The sequence below is a fragment of the Lachnoanaerobaculum sp. MSX33 genome (assembly GCF_000512995.1).
GTDB lineage: Bacteria > Bacillota > Clostridia > Lachnospirales > Lachnospiraceae > Lachnoanaerobaculum.
On sequence record NZ_AZXX01000009.1, the window covers coordinates 1 to 19,136 of the forward strand.

Annotated in this window: 15 protein-coding genes; 2 read left to right on the plus strand and 13 right to left on the minus strand. The window is 36.8% G+C overall.

The features are described 5' to 3' along the window. Window positions 1-51: 51 nt before the first annotated feature. The 3 genes from HMPREF1495_RS01100 to HMPREF1495_RS01110 form a co-directional block, all read right to left on the minus strand. Window positions 52-975, minus strand: a complete 924-nt coding sequence (locus HMPREF1495_RS01100; protein ID WP_034211333.1) for an Rpn family recombination-promoting nuclease/putative transposase — start codon at window positions 973-975, stop codon at window positions 52-54. A gap of 318 nt (window positions 976-1,293) precedes the next feature. Next, window positions 1,294-2,685 carry an InlB B-repeat-containing protein gene (locus HMPREF1495_RS13420; protein WP_156912969.1) on the minus strand — a complete coding sequence of 464 codons (1,392 nt, stop codon included), beginning with the start codon at window positions 2,683-2,685 and terminating at the stop codon, window positions 1,294-1,296. Between the two features lie 680 nt (window positions 2,686-3,365). After that, a complete protein-coding gene (locus HMPREF1495_RS01110; protein ID WP_051402793.1) occupies window positions 3,366-4,217 on the minus strand; it encodes an AraC family transcriptional regulator in 852 nt (283 codons plus the stop codon). Window positions 4,218-4,342: 125 nt separating this feature from the next. Between HMPREF1495_RS01110 and HMPREF1495_RS01115 the strand changes: the two genes are divergently transcribed. Then, on the plus strand, window positions 4,343-5,014 hold the full coding sequence (locus HMPREF1495_RS01115; RefSeq protein WP_034211335.1) for a peroxiredoxin: 672 nt from the start codon (window positions 4,343-4,345) through the stop codon (window positions 5,012-5,014). Window positions 5,015-5,062: 48 nt separating this feature from the next. Here HMPREF1495_RS01115 and HMPREF1495_RS01120 read toward each other — a convergent pair whose 3' ends face one another. The 6 genes from HMPREF1495_RS01120 to HMPREF1495_RS01145 all read right to left on the minus strand — a co-directional run bounded on the left by HMPREF1495_RS01120 (window position 5,063) and on the right by HMPREF1495_RS01145 (window position 14,056). Continuing rightward, window positions 5,063-7,732, minus strand: coding sequence for a calcium-translocating P-type ATPase, PMCA-type (locus HMPREF1495_RS01120; protein WP_034211336.1), 2,670 nt, complete (start codon window positions 7,730-7,732; stop codon window positions 5,063-5,065). A gap of 128 nt (window positions 7,733-7,860) precedes the next feature. Next, the gene (locus HMPREF1495_RS01125; protein WP_034211338.1) at window positions 7,861-8,472 is read right to left on the minus strand and encodes a TerD family protein; all 612 of its coding nucleotides are present in this window, start codon (window positions 8,470-8,472) and stop codon (window positions 7,861-7,863) included. 28 nt (window positions 8,473-8,500) lie between these two features. Continuing rightward, complete coding sequence (locus tag HMPREF1495_RS01130) at window positions 8,501-9,082, minus strand: TerD family protein (RefSeq protein WP_009662259.1); 582 nt, start codon at window positions 9,080-9,082, stop codon at window positions 8,501-8,503. A 14-nt stretch (window positions 9,083-9,096) separates the two neighbouring features. Next, a complete protein-coding gene (locus HMPREF1495_RS01135; protein WP_009662242.1) occupies window positions 9,097-10,236 on the minus strand; it encodes a toxic anion resistance protein in 1,140 nt (379 codons plus the stop codon). Between the two features lie 54 nt (window positions 10,237-10,290). Then, entirely contained in the window at window positions 10,291-12,543 is a 2,253-nt protein-coding gene (locus HMPREF1495_RS01140) for a YceG family protein (protein WP_034211341.1), read from the minus strand. Window positions 12,544-12,574: 31 nt separating this feature from the next. Continuing rightward, on the minus strand, window positions 12,575-14,056 hold the full coding sequence (locus tag HMPREF1495_RS01145) for a trypsin-like peptidase domain-containing protein (protein WP_034211342.1): 1,482 nt from the start codon (window positions 14,054-14,056) through the stop codon (window positions 12,575-12,577). Between the two features lie 112 nt (window positions 14,057-14,168). Between HMPREF1495_RS01145 and HMPREF1495_RS01150 the strand changes: the two genes are divergently transcribed. Then, window positions 14,169-15,128, plus strand: coding sequence for an HpcH/HpaI aldolase/citrate lyase family protein (locus tag HMPREF1495_RS01150; protein ID WP_034211344.1), 960 nt, complete (start codon window positions 14,169-14,171; stop codon window positions 15,126-15,128). Window positions 15,129-15,161: 33 nt separating this feature from the next. Here the strand turns inward: HMPREF1495_RS01150 and HMPREF1495_RS01155 are convergent, their stop codons facing one another. From HMPREF1495_RS01155 to HMPREF1495_RS01170, 4 genes are all read right to left on the minus strand, one after another. Further along, window positions 15,162-16,208: a cysteine protease StiP family protein gene (locus HMPREF1495_RS01155; RefSeq protein WP_034211347.1), complete on the minus strand. Its 1,047-nt coding sequence runs from the start codon at window positions 16,206-16,208 to the stop codon at window positions 15,162-15,164. After that, the gene (locus HMPREF1495_RS01160; protein WP_034211349.1) at window positions 16,198-17,304 is read right to left on the minus strand and encodes a phosphoribosyltransferase domain-containing protein; all 1,107 of its coding nucleotides are present in this window, start codon (window positions 17,302-17,304) and stop codon (window positions 16,198-16,200) included. The genes HMPREF1495_RS01155 and HMPREF1495_RS01160 overlap by 11 nt, the downstream gene beginning before the upstream one ends. Window positions 17,305-17,370: 66 nt before the next feature. Continuing rightward, the gene (locus tag HMPREF1495_RS01165) at window positions 17,371-18,153 is read right to left on the minus strand and encodes a GNAT family N-acetyltransferase (RefSeq protein WP_034211351.1); all 783 of its coding nucleotides are present in this window, start codon (window positions 18,151-18,153) and stop codon (window positions 17,371-17,373) included. 172 nt (window positions 18,154-18,325) lie between these two features. Then, complete coding sequence (locus tag HMPREF1495_RS01170; protein ID WP_007594693.1) at window positions 18,326-19,099, minus strand: C40 family peptidase; 774 nt, start codon at window positions 19,097-19,099, stop codon at window positions 18,326-18,328. Between the last annotated feature and the right edge of the window lie 37 nt (window positions 19,100-19,136).

Below are 19,136 nucleotides of genomic sequence, written 5' to 3' on the forward strand. Positions count from 1 at the left end.
ATTTATGCTTGACAGTCGCTAAGGATTGTATACAGATTGTGTTTAGAAATATCACTTTATAAACTTCTCAAAATCTTTAACACTCATATTTGCTCTAACAGCAGCCTCATCAATACTTAGTATTCCGTCATTGACCAAAGATGCAAGTATGCTTATAACACCTTCCTGTCTTCCTACCGCCCTACCTTTTTCCATACCTTTTTCTATTCCTTTTTCTATTCCTTTTTCTATTCCTTTTTCAATGCCTTTTTCTATGCCTCTGGCCTCTACTCTATCCAGCACTTCACACATATTAACTTTCTCCTTTCCTTTCAATTCGTTTATAGTTTCTTCAAATCTGTTATCACCGGTCATTGCAGACATTAATGTCAGAAGTTCTTCCACATGGGCGATGGCAGTTTCATCAGCTATATAATCTCTGTTTTTTCTCATCTGATACAGGTAATCAGCCAGTATCCTAAAATCACTCTTAAATAAGTCTATCTTTTCTCTATCCAAATAAGCTATCTCAAATAAGTTTATCTTAAAATCATTTACATATGGCTTTATTTCTTCATCTATATCCAGTATTTCAAAAAGTGTTTTTGGATAGTTCCACCTCTTTTCATATCCCAAATACAGCACCAAAGTTATCACCGGATACTTTGCCTTGTCAATGTTTTCTTTTCTGCTTTGCTTTACATATTCTGACCCATCATATCCAAATACTCTAAGCGGCATAATTTTATTCGCTGTTGTCTGATTTTCAAGTCCGAATAATGCTACGTTTATTTTGTTTTTACGCCAATACTTTGCTATATCTCTTTCCTGTGATCTTACCCTGCCGTCTATCTTCAGCATACTCATCGGCAATGCATCCTTAAGTGCGGCTTCATCTACCACGTTTCTACCGCCAAATAAAAGTACATTTAGAATATCTGCAAAAACGTCATTGTACTTTTCAAGCATCTTCTCTGTTACATCCTTATCTTGCATATCTCCTCCTTATTATACCAAAAAAATTTAATATTGGATTATTATTTGAACTTTTTGAAACCTAGAATTTTTAGAATTTCGAACAAAATATAATGCTTTGATTTTACCGTATATATCTCTAACATACAATAAGAAACTTTTTAAGATTCACTAAATACATCTTAACAAATCTTAAGCATTTTTCGACCTAGGAATAAAATATATTTTATTATGGAATAGATAAGCATACTAAGTAGCTGTGCTGTATAAAAAGGGACTGCCACAACAACAGCCCCTAATCATACTTTATTTATTTTGCTATTCAAAGATCAAAGAAAATTACTGTATCCATTCACCATTTGCATTTACGCTATAGCCGTCAGGTGTCTTTTCATTGGCATACATTGCACCCTGTGGGTGTGAACTTCCGGTATTGAAGTAGTAATACTTTCCACCGATATTCTGCCATCCAAGTAGCATCTCGCCTGAAGCAGGATTTAGATAATTCCACTTATCTCCTGATGATATCCATCCGGTTCTCATATAGCCGGCTTCATTAAATGCATACCAAGCTCCATCTATATTATCCCAAGTTGCCTTAGGATATGTACCATTAGCATATTTATACCACCATCCGGTTGCATCCTGTTGCCATTCGCCCATCTTTTTGGTTTGCTTTGTGCCTCCTGAACCTTTTGAGCCTCCACCTGATGAACTACCTCCACCACTTCTTGAGCCTCCACCTGATTTGCCTGAGCCGCTTCCACTTCCTGAACCGCTTCCCTCAGTATCCTTCTTTACCCACTTTGCAAAGAGTGTGATATCTCCTGTTATCTGTGAGTTAAAGTCATAAGCATTGATACATTCAGCTTCTGTATACCAGCCTTCAAAGTTGTATCCATCTCGTACAGGATCTGCCGGTCTTGTTTCTACTCCATTTTCTTCCAAAGTCTGTGCTGCAACTTCCGAGCCACCGGTTGAGTCAAAGTTTACTGAATATAAATTAGCTGTGCCATCCACAGTAAACTCTCTAGAAAACTCTATTAATTCACCGGATAAATCACTGGAGCTTGCACCTTTGTATGCTGTCATACCATTAATCTTTACTACTGTATTTTCATAAATTTTATATCCAGATTTAGGTTTTAGCCAAATTGAAGCTATATATGTATGACCTGCTTCCAAAGGTCTAGGGCTACTTGTATTGCTTACTATCCTAGTATCACTATCAACCCAACCCACTTCATTATCATCAACAGTACATTCTGTACTATCTGTGCTTGCATTATAATTAGGTATTTCACCTGCTATGGGAGGGGTTACTACAATATTGACCTCTCTAACCACCGGAATCTTCCATATTGGACTTTTTGCAGATTCTACGCTATCCATATATCCATCTCCCCCAATAGCTTCAACTTTAAAGTATTCTCCATCACTAACATCAGTGCCATAATTATAGAAAGTATCTTCAGTTTCTATAATACTCCTCCTGTGTCCATATTTGCTGTACAGAGTAATTCTATACTTCTCACAATTCGGTACTTCATCCCATCTTGCAGTATATCCATTCCAACGCAGATTTGTAGGGGGAACAAGCTCTATTAGTGGAGACTCGTAATCAAAATAGTATGCATCATCTATTGTTAACTCTTCACAGCCACTATTCTCTGAATCATATGCCCACATTTCTAAATAATAATTAGGTGTTGGAAATTTGTACCTTTTCATTATCGTCTCAAATATATTTGTTTCTGATGTAATCAGCCGATTAAGTTTTTTTCTTTCTGTTAAATTACTTCTGATACTAACCTCATATCTTACCGTTCCCGGCACTTCATAAAATGTAAGTATACCTTCTTCTAAATATTTACATTCTGTATTTTAGGTATTTCAGCAAATGCCGTCACAGGCATAAGTGTTAAACACATAGCTATGGTCAAAAATATACCAATTACCTTGGAAGAAGGCTTTCCTCCAAGGTATAACTGTCCTCAGAGAACTCACTTTTAAAAGTGTGTTATTTTCTTTCTCAAATTTCAATATAGAAAATATATTATCTTTGTGCAACCATCTCCCTTCTTACTCTTAACCTATCCATCTCTCGTTTTCCTTCCCTGATTTTCTTTGGCTTTACAAAATAATACTACCGCCCCCCTAAAAAATCTATTATTCAACAGATAATCTTTACCCTAAATCGATCTAAAATCAAAATAGTATTCAATGAATACCGAACAGTTCTTATGATTTTTCTCTGTGTTTTTAAATATTTTTATGCTAGTTTTTGTATTGCTATTTATTGTAAAATATTACGATATTTTGTTACGATTCAGGTGACCCTTTAGATCTTTTGTTTTACTATCCTAATCCAGTATGAATAATCAGACGATATCCTGAAGTCACTATAGCTATTACACCCATCCACTCTTTCTATACACCAAAGGCGTGCAACCGTATTCTCTTAAAAACAGTCTGTTAAAATAGCTTTGGTCAAAAAAACCACAATTTTGTGCAATCTCGGCTACACTTTTGGTGGTGGAACGCAGTAAATTCAGACTGACTTCAAGTCTATGTTTATTTAAAAACACCATTGGAGACAGATTTGTATATTTTTTAAATATTTTTGCACATTGACTTCTACTTATATTTCCAAATATTGCAATATCATCAAGTATTATTTCTTCATTAAAATGTTTATATATATACTCTATCATTTTTTGCACCGTAATTGCATTATTGTCCATAGGTACTTTTGTAGGTTCATGTATATATGCCAAATATATCTCGTAAAATACAAGATGAATCAAAGCTATAAGTTTCAGTTCATAACCTTCCGGGGTATTTTTTTGCAAATCTTCAATATCAGAAATCAAGTTTGATATTTTGCCGGCAGCTCCACCTTCTCCATCAAAATTTATATGCGAGAAAGATGTATCCTCTAGCATAGACTTAATATACTTATCATAAATAATCGGATTTTGCATAAGAAGACTTACACCTACATTTAGTACCTTATGAATGCACTTTTTATCATAATTATTGCAAAGTCTATGTATTTGCTTAAGGTTTATAAAACATACATCTCCTGCATGTAGTTCAAATTCATCATTGCCTGCAGAACAAATAACTGTACCACTGTTCACTACTATAATCTCCAAGTTATTGTGTAAATGAGGTATTTCACTATGCATCTGCCTGAGTGCTATATTCTCCACCCCCACCATTACCGGCAGGCTGTCGTTTTTAAAGTTAATCGTATCCATAGAATATTCTCCTATTTTTATATTAAAAAATACAATAATTACTGCTTATAATACTATATTATACTATCAGAACAAAGAAATTACAAATGTTCTGCTAAATGTTTTTAGAAAAGGAGAAATTTAGTATGGAAGAGACAAGAATAACAATGCCACTTATAGGAGAGGATGCACCTGCATTTGACGCTGTAACAACTCAGGGAGAAATACATTTCCCATCAGACTACAAAGGAAAATGGGTTATACTTTTTTCACATCCAGCTGACTTTACACCGGTTTGTACAACAGAGTTTATGACCTTTGCTTCTATGATGGATGAGTTTAAAGCATTAAATACTGAACTTATAGGACTTTCAGTGGACTCTCTTTATGCACATATAGCATGGCTTAGAAAAATTCAGGAACTTGAGTGGAATAGTAAGAAAAATGTCAATGTTACCTTCCCTCTTATAGAAGATATTCGTATGGAAGTTGCAAATAAATACGGTATGATCCAGCCGGGAGCTTCCAATACTCAGGCAGTAAGAGCAGTATTTGTAATTGATCCTAATGGAAAGATCCGTACAATTTTGTACTATCCTCTTTCAACCGGAAGAAACTTTGATGAAATCAAAAGAATTGTTTTGGCACTTCAAAAAGCTGATGCAGACAGTTGTGCTACACCTGCTGACTGGCGTCCGGGTGATGATGTTATAGTACCTACAGCCGGAAGCTGTGGTACTGCCAAGGAGCGTATGGAAAACCAGAATGACGACCAGTATTGCCTTGATTGGTTCCTTTGCTTCAGAAGAGAAAAATAGAATAATATACTAAATAAGAGGACACCCAATTTTAGTGTCCTCTCTTATTTAAGCATTCTTATATGTTTTCATTACAACTTTTCTGAGTATATCTACCGGTATCATTGTGAATGCAAGTATGAATATTACTATCCATCCCTGTACACTAAACGGTACACAGCTAAACATCTTTCCGATAAATTGGAAAGGTGCAAAAGGTATAGCACCTGCATTTACTATAAGCGCCTGTACTATGATTATCGCAAAGAACACTTTAAGGAAGCCTGTATTTTCATTAAGGCCCTTAAATATTCCGAAGCCTTCATCTCTTACATTAAATCCGTTAAAGAGTGCACTTGCTATAAACAGTACAAAATATCCTGTAAGAAGTTCTTCCTCATTGCCGTCAAACAGATTTGCAAAGAACGGAACCTTAAGATATATAAAGCTGAGTACTGTAAGCCAGAGTCCCATGCTTAAAATTTGAATAGCCATGTTTTTGCTGATGATATTCTCATCTCTTCTTCTTGGCTTTTCCATCATGTAGCTTTCTTTAGCCGGCTCATTTCCAAGCATTATAGCTCCGAGTCCGTCCATTACCAAGTTTACAAACAGAAGGTGAGTTACCTTAAGCGGCTCTTCCACTCCGAAGAATGGTGCTATAGCACTTACTATAACCGCAGTAACATTTATAACCAACTGGAACTTACAGAACTTAAGTATATTGTGATAGATAGTTCTACCATAGAGTATAGCATCCTTTATAGATCTGAAATTGTCATCAAGAATTACTATCTCACCGGCTTCCTTGGCAGCCTCTGTACCGTTACCCATAGCAAATCCCACATCTGCTCTCTTAAGTGCAGGTGAGTCGTTTACACCGTCTCCCGTCATACCTACAACAAGATTCATCTCCTGGCAAAGTCTTACCATTCTTGATTTATCTGTAGGAAGAGCTCTTGCGATAACTCTGATATGAGGTATAAGTTTCTTTACTTCATCATCACTCATTTCATTGAGTTCTGCTGATGAAAGCGCTCTGTCCGAAGCAGACTGTATAAGGCCTGCATCTTTTGCAATAGCGATAGCTGTTTCAAGTCTGTCACCTGTAATCATTACTACCTGGATTCCTGCTCCCATAACCTCTGCTATAGCATCCTTAGCCTCAGGTCTTACATCATCTCTGATACCTACCAAGCCTATGATAACTATATCATCATTTATAGCATTTTCCACAAGAGCCTTCTCTGAATATCCGAATGCCAAAACTCTCATGGCTCTTGCTGCAAGCTCATCAATCTTTCTGTCAAGCACAGCCTTGTCAATTGTCTTTACTTCACCGTTCTCATCCAAGAACTTCTTTGCCTTTGCAAGCAGTCTCTCAGGCGCACCTTTATAGAATGTCTTATCAAGAGAATCTATTCTTGCCTGGCTGAATTTATTTGTTGAGTTGAATCCCTGATGTGCTCCCACTACAAGGCTCTTCTCATTTTGTAATGCATCAAAAGTGGCATGTCCTATAAACTTCATCAATGCCTGGTCTGTTGCATTACCGCCTATTACCACGCCTCTGTCATCAAACAATGACTGAGTATTCTTGCCTATTGCAATATCTATAAGTCCTTTTACCTTGCTGTGATCGCTAAGATCCGGTATGGCAATGGAGTTTCCGTTTGCAAGGAAGAAATCCACTACTTCAAGGCTTCCCTTTGTAATAGTTCCTGTCTTATCACTGAACAGTATATTCAGTGAACCTGCAGTCTCGATACCTTCCGCCTTTCTTACAAGTACGTTATGATCAAGCATTCTGCTGGTGTTTTGCATAAGTACCAAAGATATCATTAAAGGCAATCCTTCAGGAACGGCACATACGATAATAACTATTGCAAGAGTAACAGCCTTTATCAGGTCCTGCACTATTGTCTGTGGTCCCATAGCAAAATAGTTGCCAAGTCCGCCTGCTCTTACTATAAAGTAAGCGAAATAAAGTATCGCTATTACCGTAGCACCTACATATCCGAAAATTGATATCTGATGCGCCAGCTTTCCAAGCTTCACCTTAAGTGGTGAATCAGGATCGTCTTCATTCATTTCAAGAGCCATCTTACCCATCATGGACTTAAGTCCGACTCTCTTAACCTCTAAAACACCTTCTCCGTCAAATACTACAGCACCTCTAAAGAGTGAATGAGCATCTACGAATGTATCACCTGTGATATCTTCTTTTAACTCAAATCCGTCTTTTGCAGCTGTTTTTTTACACTCCTCAGCCTCTCCGTTTAGGGCTGAGTTGTCAACTCTTAAATCTCCGTCTATTAAAATACCGTCTGCCGGTATCTTATCTCCCGATTGTAAAAGTACAAAGTCTCCTACTACTACATCATCGACATCTATAACGGTTACAAGACCGTTTCTGTAGACCTTACATGTGTCCTTCTTTGTATTGTCCTTTAACTCACGATACTTGGTATCACTTGCAACACCTGTCTTTGCAGATACAAAGGCTACTATTATTACCGCAATAATAGTACCAAGCGGTTCATAAATTTCAGCATAGCCAAAGAAAAACATTACTATCATAAGTACTGCGATAGCAAGCAATATCCTGATCATAGGATCGTTAAATGTCTCCTTGAACTCCTGCCAAAAGGTGGTAGGTTCCGAATCAGGTATCACATTTGAGCCATATTCCTGCCTTGACTTTTCAACTTCTTTTTCAGTCAAACCGGTAAATTTCATATAATTTCCTCTTTCAAAATTTTGGGGAGACAGCTAATGCTCTCTCCCGTAATATTAATTACAAATGCTATTCTATAGCAAATATATGATAATTAAAAGTATAAAATTTTCTATATTATAAAAATTTATTAGATATATCTATTTGCTAATTCTCCAATCCCCGGATCTGTGGTTCCCTGTCCTACAGCCGAGAACTTCCATTCTCCGTTATGTCTGTATACCTCACCGAAGATCATTGCAGTCATTCCCGAATAATTTTCTGTAAGATTATACTTAAGAATCTCTTTATTGGTTGAAGCATCTACAAGTCTTATAAATGCATTTTTGATCATTCCGAACTCTTGGCGTCTCTGTACCGCCTGATAAATATTTACAACAATAACGATTCTGTCATAAACTGCAGGTATGTTTTCAAGATCGATAGTAATCTGCTCGTCGTCTCCGTCACCTGCACCTGTCAGGTTATCACCCATATGCATTACGGTGCCTGAAGAGTGGCGAAGGTTTCCGTAATAAACCACATCACCTTTATTTACTATCTTGCCTCCCTGTAAAAGAAAAGCTGATGCGTCACAGTCTATATTGCCTTCCTGGCTTTGACCGCTGCCAAAGAGTGATGATAAAAATCCTCCACCTCCCTTTGGAGCCTCATCCCATCCGAGTCCGACTACTATTCTCTTTAAACCTGCATTCTCCTTTGACAGGCTTACCTTTTGTCCTTTTTGTAAACTGATAGACATATATCCTCCTAATGTCTGCGTATAGGGCTTAAGCTACCGCTATACCGTAATGATTGCAAAGTGCGGCAAGTCCGCCACCGAATCCGCTTCCAATAGCATTGAACTTCCACTCGCCCGCATGCTTGTAAAGCTCACCTACAACTACCGCTGTTTCGATAGAGAAATCTTCACCAAGGTCATATCTGATGATTTCAGCACCGGTCACTTCATCTAAAATTCTGATATAAGCATTTGAAACCTGACCGAAGTTCTGTCTTCTTGAATCCGCATCATATATAGTAACTGTAAATGCAATCTTCTCTATATTTGCAGGTACCTTTGAAAGATCAATCTTAATCTGCTCATCATCACCGTCACCTTCTCCTGTAAGGTTATCACCCATATGAGTAACACTCTCTGACGGATGAGCCAAGTTGCCGTAGAAAATAAAATCTTTTTCTGTAGGGCATTTTCCACCTGCATCTACCATGAATGCCGCAGCATCCAAGTCAAAGTCCGCACCTGAATCAAATGCATTTACATCCCATCCAAGACCTACGATAACTTTCTTAAGTCCCGGATTTGTCTTTGTAAGATCTACTTTTTGTCCTTTAGATAAATTTATTGGCATAAAATCCTCCTTTATTATACACCGAATTTCTTATAAAATTCGTTTTTAATATTTTCAAGTTTAGCTTTATCTTCAACTCTTTGTCTTCTGGCATCGTCCTGAATTCTCTTTGTTTCTTCGATACCGTTTACAATAGTTCTCCAAGACTTCTCCAAAGTATCCACCTTTATAGAACTTCCTGAAGCCATCTGAGCTGTAAGCTTTGCCTGCTCAACAGTATTTGTGGCATTCTTTAATATCATTTCATTGGTCTTTTTATCAAGCTCAGATAATGCCTCAGCCTGTAATCTCTGACGTTTGAGCATAATAGCCTGTGCAAGACTCTGCTTGAAAATAGGCAATGTAATAATGAAAGCCGAATTTATCTTTCTTATAAGATTTATATTACTGAACTCCATAGTCTTTAACATAGGAATAGTCTGCATAGCCACATTCTCAGCCACTCTTAAGTCCTGTGTTCTTTGCTCAAGCATCATAAGTGCATTATTGAGAGTTGTAAGCTCAAATTGCATTGACTTATCACCTGTACGCTCCATCTCGGCAGTTCTCTCTGCTATAGCACCTTCCAGTTCCTTACATCCCTGCTCACCTGCCATGATATATTTTAAAAGATCATGATAATAATTTACATTTGATTCAAACATGGTATTGAGCTTTTTATTGGTCTCTTTGATCTCACCCTCATAGCCCTTAAGCTCCACATACACCTTGTCAATCTCACCACCCATGGTCTGATATTTTGTCATTATCTTATCCAGCTGTTTTTTTATACCGCCGAATAGCTTGTCAAAAAGACCCGGTTCCTGTTTGATCTCTTCAATATCGAATTTGCTCATGATATTGGTAAGGACACCCAACATCTTTGAAGTTTCTTCAATCTGAGCGATGTTCATACTGTTGAGTACCAAATCTGAAGATTTTGATATCTCTGTAGCAACCTCGCCACCAAATGTAACAATACTGTCAAGATTGTCAAGTTCTATCTTGCTTACAAGTGCATCAACCTCTGCCGAATCCGCCAATTCATTCTTGATTTTTGCAGACTCTACTGCAATATCAAATGTTTGAACGGTAGGTAATGCTTCATTCTCTGCAACATCACTTGTCACCGCTTCAGCTTCTACGGTTTTTGCTTTTGAAAAATCAAGTCCCATCTTTCCTCCTATGCCCCGTTTCAAAATGTCACAAAGGCTCAATATTAGTTTTCATTAACCAAAAAGTCTTGAAAAAAACGATTTTTTCTTTTCCTTCACAGACCTCAGTCTATTGAAATCCGGTATGGCTATATCATAAAGATAATTGCCGATTATATGCTCTTCCATTATCTGAGAGTTGTAGTATTTGCTTACATTATCATATCCTGTAGGTATAAAAAATACTATATCAAATCCTATCAGATTCAAAAAAGCAACAATTATGCTGTCTTCCAACGAAATAACTGTTTCCGTTGTATTTACTATTATAAGCTTTGGCGGACATTTTGTAAAATCAAAGCTTTGTATAAATCTTAAAATTTCCTTAGGTAAATCTAAAACAATTGTAATTATCTTGTATTCTGTACCGTTTTGTCCTGTTCCCGCTATAGTCTTCCTTCTTAAAAGCTCCGATAATTTATCAAGAATATACTCCTGAGTCTCAGCTCTTAAATAGTCGTATTTGTAGATTTGTGAATGCTTTATGCCCTCTCTGTCAAGTCTTCCGTTCTTAAAAAAAGACGGTACACCGGCTGCCACAGTGCAGTTTCTGTCATAAATATTTTCATTCTTATATATCAATGTCGTATCTGTCAGAAGATCTTTAATATTTTGAAAATATGTATTCGTATCCGAGTTTGCCACACCTGATATCTTGGCAAATATTACAGGGATATTTACAATATCATCGACTGTTGAAAAGTTCGGTCTAAACCTCGCCTCCTGCTTCCAGTAAATGTTAATCTCTTCATATGTAGTTGAAAGCTTTATAATATTTGCTTTAGAAAATTGCATATCTCTGTACATTCCGGTATCCGAATACATCATGGTATCCAAATCTCTTTCCGCATTATATGCCATTGTACCCATTGAAAGATTGTTTCCGTCCGTAGGATACTCATTTACTTTCAAAGTCTCTTCAAAATGTACCTCATATAATCTTTCCCCGGTAAGTTTATCTCCCTTTTTCTCCGGATTAAAGATAATTACATCTATCGGCAGCTTTGCCACCATATTTAAGAACAGACTCTCGGTATCGGTTTCCACATTTCCGAAATATATAAGTATTGGAGCAGGTGAATGAATATCGGTATTTCCAAGCAAATCCGGTATATATCTTTGGAACCAGCATAGAATATATATTCCCTTATTCATCATTTTATTGAGATCCATATTCATCAGTTTGCCGGTCTCTATCATGGTATCCACAAAGGCATCCCTTGCCACATCTATAAAAGTATTACTCTTTAGATTGATATTCTTCTTCAGATCCATGATAAGCTGATTTTCATTGGCATAATTGCCCCTTTTTATTTTTGAAATCTCGTCCACACTCGGATTTGTTATTTTATTGTTTATCACCTTTATGCTTCTGTTTGCTTTTTTCAAATCCTGATACAGCAAATACAGATTGTTTACATAGGTGTTTCTATTGTCACAACCGTTTATTCTTGCAAACATATTGTAGAAAAAGCTTGTATTCTCGCCTCTTCTTGTATTCTTTAAATCCTCAAAGAGATCCCCGCTAAGCCATGTATTTGTATTGGCTTTTGCATTTGCTTTATTGCTGTACAAAAGTCTTTTACTTTTGTCTTCCTCATGCTGCTTTAAAAGCCACTGCAGATCAAACCCTGCCGGGAAGCTCTCGCTTCCCATACCCAAATCTATTGAGTATTCGGACTTCGGATCTATTGTCATATACTTTGAATCACCACCCGGTTGAACCAGAATAATATCCGCTCCCGCATTAGAAAGTATTTTTAAAGTAGACAGCTCTGAAAAATTTACATTTCCCCAAAATATAATCTTAGGTACATCATCGTTTCCGAGTCTTTCCATAATATTATAAAAATTATAGTAGAGCCAGCACATTATCCTTATAAAATTATTCTTTAAGATATCTATATTTTTACCCTGACGCCTTAAAACTTCCAAGGTATCATAAATTCCGTCGGCTATGGATGCCCTCTGATAATCTTTTATTCTCGGCAACCATTTTTTCAAAGCTTCCGCCATAAATCCCGGACCATGAACATATTTATCTCCGATTATTTCATTAAAATATGCTATATTGTCCGCAGTGGGATTTTCTATATTTTTATCTATGATTGCCCCTTCTCTCTTGGCCAAATCATAGTATTTTCTGATAAATTCAAGTATTGTTTCATCATAGGAATTTATTCTGTAAAAATATACTCCCTTCGGTTTTCTTTCATTTTGCCTTTTAAAAAAGTCTTCAAGCCCTTTTATCTTCTGATGCAATAACATGCATTCATCCCCTTTCAAGTCAAAACTTTTCTTATCTTATAAAGCTCTTTGTAAAATTATATACTGCATCATACGGTACAGCCAGATTTATATTTTGCCCCTCACTGAAACCTGAAGTGCTTATGCCGATTACCTCTCCGTACATGTTTAGTACCGCTCCACCTGATGACCCCGGCGATGTAGGTGCGCTGAACTGTATCATATCCACATTATCTATATTTCTAAAGCCTGATATAATACCGTCGGAAACCGAATTAAAAAGACCCAGAGGGCTTCCTATTGCCACTACCTTTTGCCCTCTTACAAGACTTTCTTTTCCGCTATACAGCCTCAACGGATTTAACACTCTTGAAATTCTTATTATTGCCAAGTCCAGATGATTATGATATTTTATAACCTCATTTGTCTCATATATTCTCTCATCATCTTCTATTCTTACCTCAAAATAATATCCGCCTCTTATAACATGATTATTGGTAAGTATAAAACCGTCTCTTCCGATCATTATACCCGAGCCTGTACCAAGAAGCTTCTTACGGTTGTCAAATACGGCTATCATTACAATTGATGTTGACAGTCTTGCAAGCTCCACATAGCTTAACTCTCTATCCCTGCTCACATTTACCGCAGGTATCTGAGTGCTGCCGGAAGTACTTGCACCTGTATTCGGATGATTGTTAACCGGTGCGGCTGCAGGTGAAACACTAACCGACTTAGTTTTAGAGTCTCTGTCTTTTCTTCTGGTGGATGCCAGGCTTATGGTGACCGTTTTTCTCTCACCCCCCGTATTTACCGGTGCGGCATTCATTCCGTTCGCTCCGCTATCGGTAGGCTGTTGTACCTGATGATTTTCTGTAGGTTCATCCTGCTCATATATCATCTTGCCGTCATAAAAATCACCGAGCTTTTTTGTGTAAAAATATTCATCCGGTACGGAGATATCTTTTGCGTACTGCAGCAGGCATACATCCATACCGAGTAAATTAAGAAAAACAAAAAAATAGATTTCCGATTCCTTTTGTACATTCTCCGCTACGACCTTTATATTCTTATCTCCGTTTATTTTTATATCCGAAAAATTATCTTCAAGCCAATATAAGAGCTTTACCATTATATTTTTTTCTATTGTATCCGAAATATTCTTCTTGTACTTTTGCAGGAGTTTTTGCATTTCCTTTACCGCTTCTATAAGCTCATTTTCACTTATATTATTTTGTCTTACTAAAGCCGTATCAAAATGACCTGTGGATACAAAAGCCTCATAAGCCCTCTTTTGCTCCATACAATCACTCTTTATATCCAATGAGTCAATATATTTATAGTATATCCTTCCCTGCTTCATCTCAGATCTCAGATATTTTCTAAGTTCATTTATTTCCTTATTTGTATTTGTATTTGCACCTGTAAACTTTACCATGTAGGTGTTTCTTATTTCACCTGCTTTGTTACCCCTTACTCTTCCAAACTCTGTAATACTGTTTATATTTATAGGATTCAATCTATATTTCGGCATACTTGCTCCATTAAAATCTGTCTTTCTTTTATTATATATTATATGGTATAATTATATCAATATTAGCGAAAAATATAAGCCTATATTCAATATTTTTTGACAGGGGTTGGTCATGAAAGATTCCAGTATTTACTATAGCGTGGGTGCACTGCTTTATACCGATGCAAATAACACGGGTATTATAGACGATATAATGCTTGAAAGATTTAATATTCCATTTTCTTTAGCTTTTTCATTTGACATGGCAAGTAATGATGCCGAAGCGGATAAAGCTGAGAATATACTTATAAAGACCTTGGATAAACTGTTTGTTTCAAAAAAAGAGAGAGAGTTCTATATACCTAAACTGTTTATAAAAGTGCTTTCCACCTCACATATAGCCCACTTATATAAAAAATTCGGCAGCTTACTGGATATGATTACCGGCTTTATATTGCCCGACTTTTCCGTATCAAATGCCGATATATATATTTATGAAATGCAAAGAATAAATTCGGTACTTTCCACTCCTGTGTATATATTACCTGAACTTGATTGTGTATCACTTCTTGACCTTCGAAACAGATATAATTATCTGTATGCAATTAAGGAAAAACTTGCCGCATATGAGGACTATGTTTTGAATATTTTGGTTGCGGCAGGCAGTATACTCAATATGCTCTGCGTCAGGCACAGAGTTGATGAAAGCATATATCAAAGCGGTCCGGTTGCCGGACTGTTGTCCGACATTATTGCAACTCTTTCAAGTGATTATATAATATCGGCACCTGCCTATGAATACTATGCAGGTATCGGCTGGCAGGAAGGTCTGGGAAAGGAAATTGAGCTTGATAAATTAAACGGATTTGTAGGTAAAACGGTTGTGCATCCGAAACAGATACTTGTGGTAAACGATGCCTATAAAGTTCCAAGTATTGACTATGATGATGCTCTAAGTGTACTTGATGACAAGAAGATGTATCGTTCCTGTCCCAATGTTAACAATACCAGAATAAATGAACCGAAGATTCATTACAGTTGGGCAATGGAAGTTATCTTACTTGCGCAGTACTTCGGCGTTAAAAAATATTAAAAAATGTGTGAGTCTTTCCCACTCACACATTTTTTAAATGTCCTTCATTTTCTTTATTATTCCCATGCATTTATAATTATTTAAGCATGTATATTCTATTTCGCTTTCTCTTTCACCGGCAAGCTTTATGATATGCCTAAGTTCTTTATCATCCTTATATCTTTCATCTATAAGTATCTTCCAAGGAACTCTCCTAAGCAGTACTCTTGTAGTCTCACCTATGCCGGGCTTTATAAGATTTATATCCTTTATACCGTATTTATCCGCCTGCTTTTTTACTTCAATAATTCCTCTTGCTCCTCTGATACTCTCATCCTTTACATCTTTTTTAAAAAGCTTTTCTATATTTTCAATGAAGTGATAACTCAAATCATTTTCTTCATATTCTTTATAGTAGACCGCACCGTGAAAATCGTCTTTACCTATTATATCGTATCTAAGAAAAGTCCTGCTTACCAGTCCGCATACCGTAGCATTAAGTGCGGAGCTTGGAATAAAGATATCGTCATAAGTGCCTGCCAGTTCCGTCTCACCTGCAGGATCCGATACCACTGCCAGTTCCTCAGATACCCCTTCATAATTTTCACAGGCCGATTTTAATTCCTTAAGTATTGCACCCTTACCTATCCAGCCGTCCACAAAAAGAATATCTTTGGCCCCGTAACGTGAAAGTATATACTTCATAGCATTATCATCAATTCCCCTGTCTCTTATTATAGAAACGGAATAATGTGCCACATCGGTTTCATACTTCCACTTTATATATCTTTTAAGCAGCACTCCTATCGGAGTACCTGCTCTTGCCAGAGAGACCAAAACCACATTTTTCCCTCTTTTTTCTATCACTTTATCTGCCAAAGATGCAAGAGAATCCGCCATTTTCTGTCCGAAAACCTTGAATGAATCAAAATATATTTTCATATATTCCTCTGTGGGTATATACTCTATCGGCAGCATTTCACTGTAATGCATTCCTGATTGTATAAGCTTTTCCCTTTCCACACTTGGCAGAGGCTCTACCAGTCCCGTAACATCCTTTAAGAGAAAAATGACATCGCTTTCTTTGTAACTACTCTTCATTATCCCACCTGATCAAATATATATTTTTATTTCCTGAAAGTCTGATTGCCTCCAGGATATCGGCTTCTCCTTCAATTTCTTTTCCGTCCGTAACAAGGAAGAATATATCAGACTCCTTCAAATCATATATATAGGTCTGTCTGTTTTTATCATATATACTTCTTACCTCATATCTGGTATGAAGGGGATAATCCTCTAACTTTGATACCTCAATAGGACTTCTTGTAGATGAGTGCACATATACATCCGCATCTGAAACGGTATCTATATACTCTGCCAGTTTTATCGGGACATAGATAAATTCTTCAGTTCCAAGTACTGTTACAGTCTTTTTATCCTTCAACAGAGTCTTTAGATTAATTCTTTCTTCCAAGAACTCTCCAAGCCTGTCTGTCTCCGCATCCAGATCCTTTATATTTAAAAGCCTTCTTGTTCTGATATCCGTCTTAAAATTAATTGTTTTTACATCATCGCTTCTTAATGTAGTGTTGATTCTGTACACATCGCCATTGGTCAAAGTATCAACCACATCGTCTTCAAAACCTTCTTTATCTATATCTCTTATATAGACTATATCCACATTCTTTTCTTTAAAGAATTTTCTTCTTTCTTCTGACAATGTATTTGTAAGAGGTGCTATGGCATATTTTTTTCCACCTTTAAATATGCTCTCAATCTCCTCTATGCAATGCCATATAGTATTTCCTGTGGTGATCTCATCTTCAACAAATACTATTCTGTCTACTTGATTATATATCTTTTCCATATCTTCAAGTACCAGTCTTTGCTCCATAGCATGACTGTGTGCCTCTGTAAAATGTATATACTCATTTTGTGCACATATATTTTCTCTGGTTGTCTGCAGGAAAAAAGCTCCCGCGCTGCTTGCAAGAGTAGCTCCTATCGCTATTGCAGTCTCCGCAAATCCTATTACAAGTGAATTCTTTAAAATTTCACTTGATAAATTCGCAAGAGTGTCATACTCATTTTTCACATCCCCAATCAATGCAATCTTATGCTTTCCCTGATTTGCATTAACTATCAAATAGCCTCTCTTATTATTATTAAGACGTTTTGCAGGGCTTATCTTATCCATACTACCACCTTTTGACATAAATATAGGGGTGACTTTCGCCACCCCTATATTCTAAATTATTTTTACTTAAATTTCATCCTCTGTATTATAAATTTGGTATACCTGATATTCTTTTATAAATTCAAATCCAAGTCTTGAGGCCAACTCCACAGAGTGCTGATTTCTAACATCTATATAAGGATTTATTTTTTTATCTTCCAGATAAAGTGATACATTTGATGCTGCCGTGAGCGCAAGGTTTCTTCTCCTGTAGTCAGGATTTGTAGCAAAAACAAGCTCCATAAATTCGTCGCCGTATGCTCTACCCGCACAACCGCTTAATGCGACTCCGTCTTTATATACCATATACCCCGTCACATCTTTGGCAAATTCATCTCTGTTATCAAAACATGCGGCGAAATCTTCGCTCCACATATCCTTTAACAAGGCATCATAATCATCCGGTCTGACATTATCAATATTCAAACCTTCCTCAAGCGCCCCGTTTAACTCTTCCAACAGTGCTCTGTTCTCAACACCTTTAAAAGCTAAAAGATATCTTGAGAAATTTCTATATCTGCAATCTATATTTTCTACAAGCCAGTCTATCCATAACTCTGAAGTTGGAATTATATAGGCTCCTTCTCCATATCTTGCAATAGTTCCCCACAAAGAAACAGCTCTGTCCTTCTTTGGAGTAACTCCTACTATATACATATAGTGATATACCTTTATAACACAGTATGAAGCTGTGCCTGTGGCCGGTATCCATACTTTTCCGCATTTGCCGGCAAGTGCAAGCCTGACCAATATATCATCTGTTGCCAATTCAGACAGACCTTCCCTCTCATTTAAACCAAGTTCAATCATAACCCTTCCTCGCCTACTCTTTCTTTTTATCTTTCATAAGCATAGTTTAACACAAAGAATTGGTTAATACTACAATAACATTAGTAAAAATATGAATCTCTTTCTTAAATTTAGACGAAAAAAGCTACCCAAAGCCTTTTACAATGGGTAGCCGGTTCTTATTATACAAACATTATCCTATAACATTAGCCATACGAATTACAGGTCTGTAGTTATAGTTTGAAATAATTATTCCTGTTCTTGAAGATGAAGCATGTACCACCTTACCGTCTCCGATATACATAGCAACATGGCTTACAGATCTGCCTGAACCGTAGAAAAGAAGGTCGCCCGGCTGAAGCTGGTCTGCACTTGCAACTGTAGTACCTCTGGTTGACTGCTCTGAAGATGTTCTTGGAAGTGAAACACCTGCAGCATTTGCAAGAATATATTTTACAAATCCTGAGCAATCTGCGCCTATATAAGGATTTGTTCCTCCGTAGATATATCTGCCGCCTACGAAAGTCTTTGCAAAGTTTGCAATCTCTTCTCTCTTATTTGAAGCTATAGCCTGAACTATGCTCTTTGTTGCTGAAGCGGCAGCCTCTTCCGCTGAATCCATCTCATCTATAGAAGTGTCTCCATCCTTTATAGAAATATATCCTTCTACATCATTATATGAAACTTTTGCGTATCCGCCACCCATATCTTCAAGTATCTGGAATACGTCACCCTTGTTTGCCTTACCGATTGTATCGTTTGATGTCATGCTCTTATATATATCAAGTGTATTTGCCTGTACTGTAACTATATATGTACCGCTTTTAAGAGCCGGTCCTCTCAACACTTCCTCATGAAAGTTTGCAACTTTTCTAATTGATGTTGTTGCAAAGGATGTAACAGGTGAAATTGTGCTGATAGTCAATGCTGATAATATTCCAATTATAATTCTTTTTGTGTTCTTCATTTTCGGCTCCTTAAATCTATTCTATGCTAAACCCGGT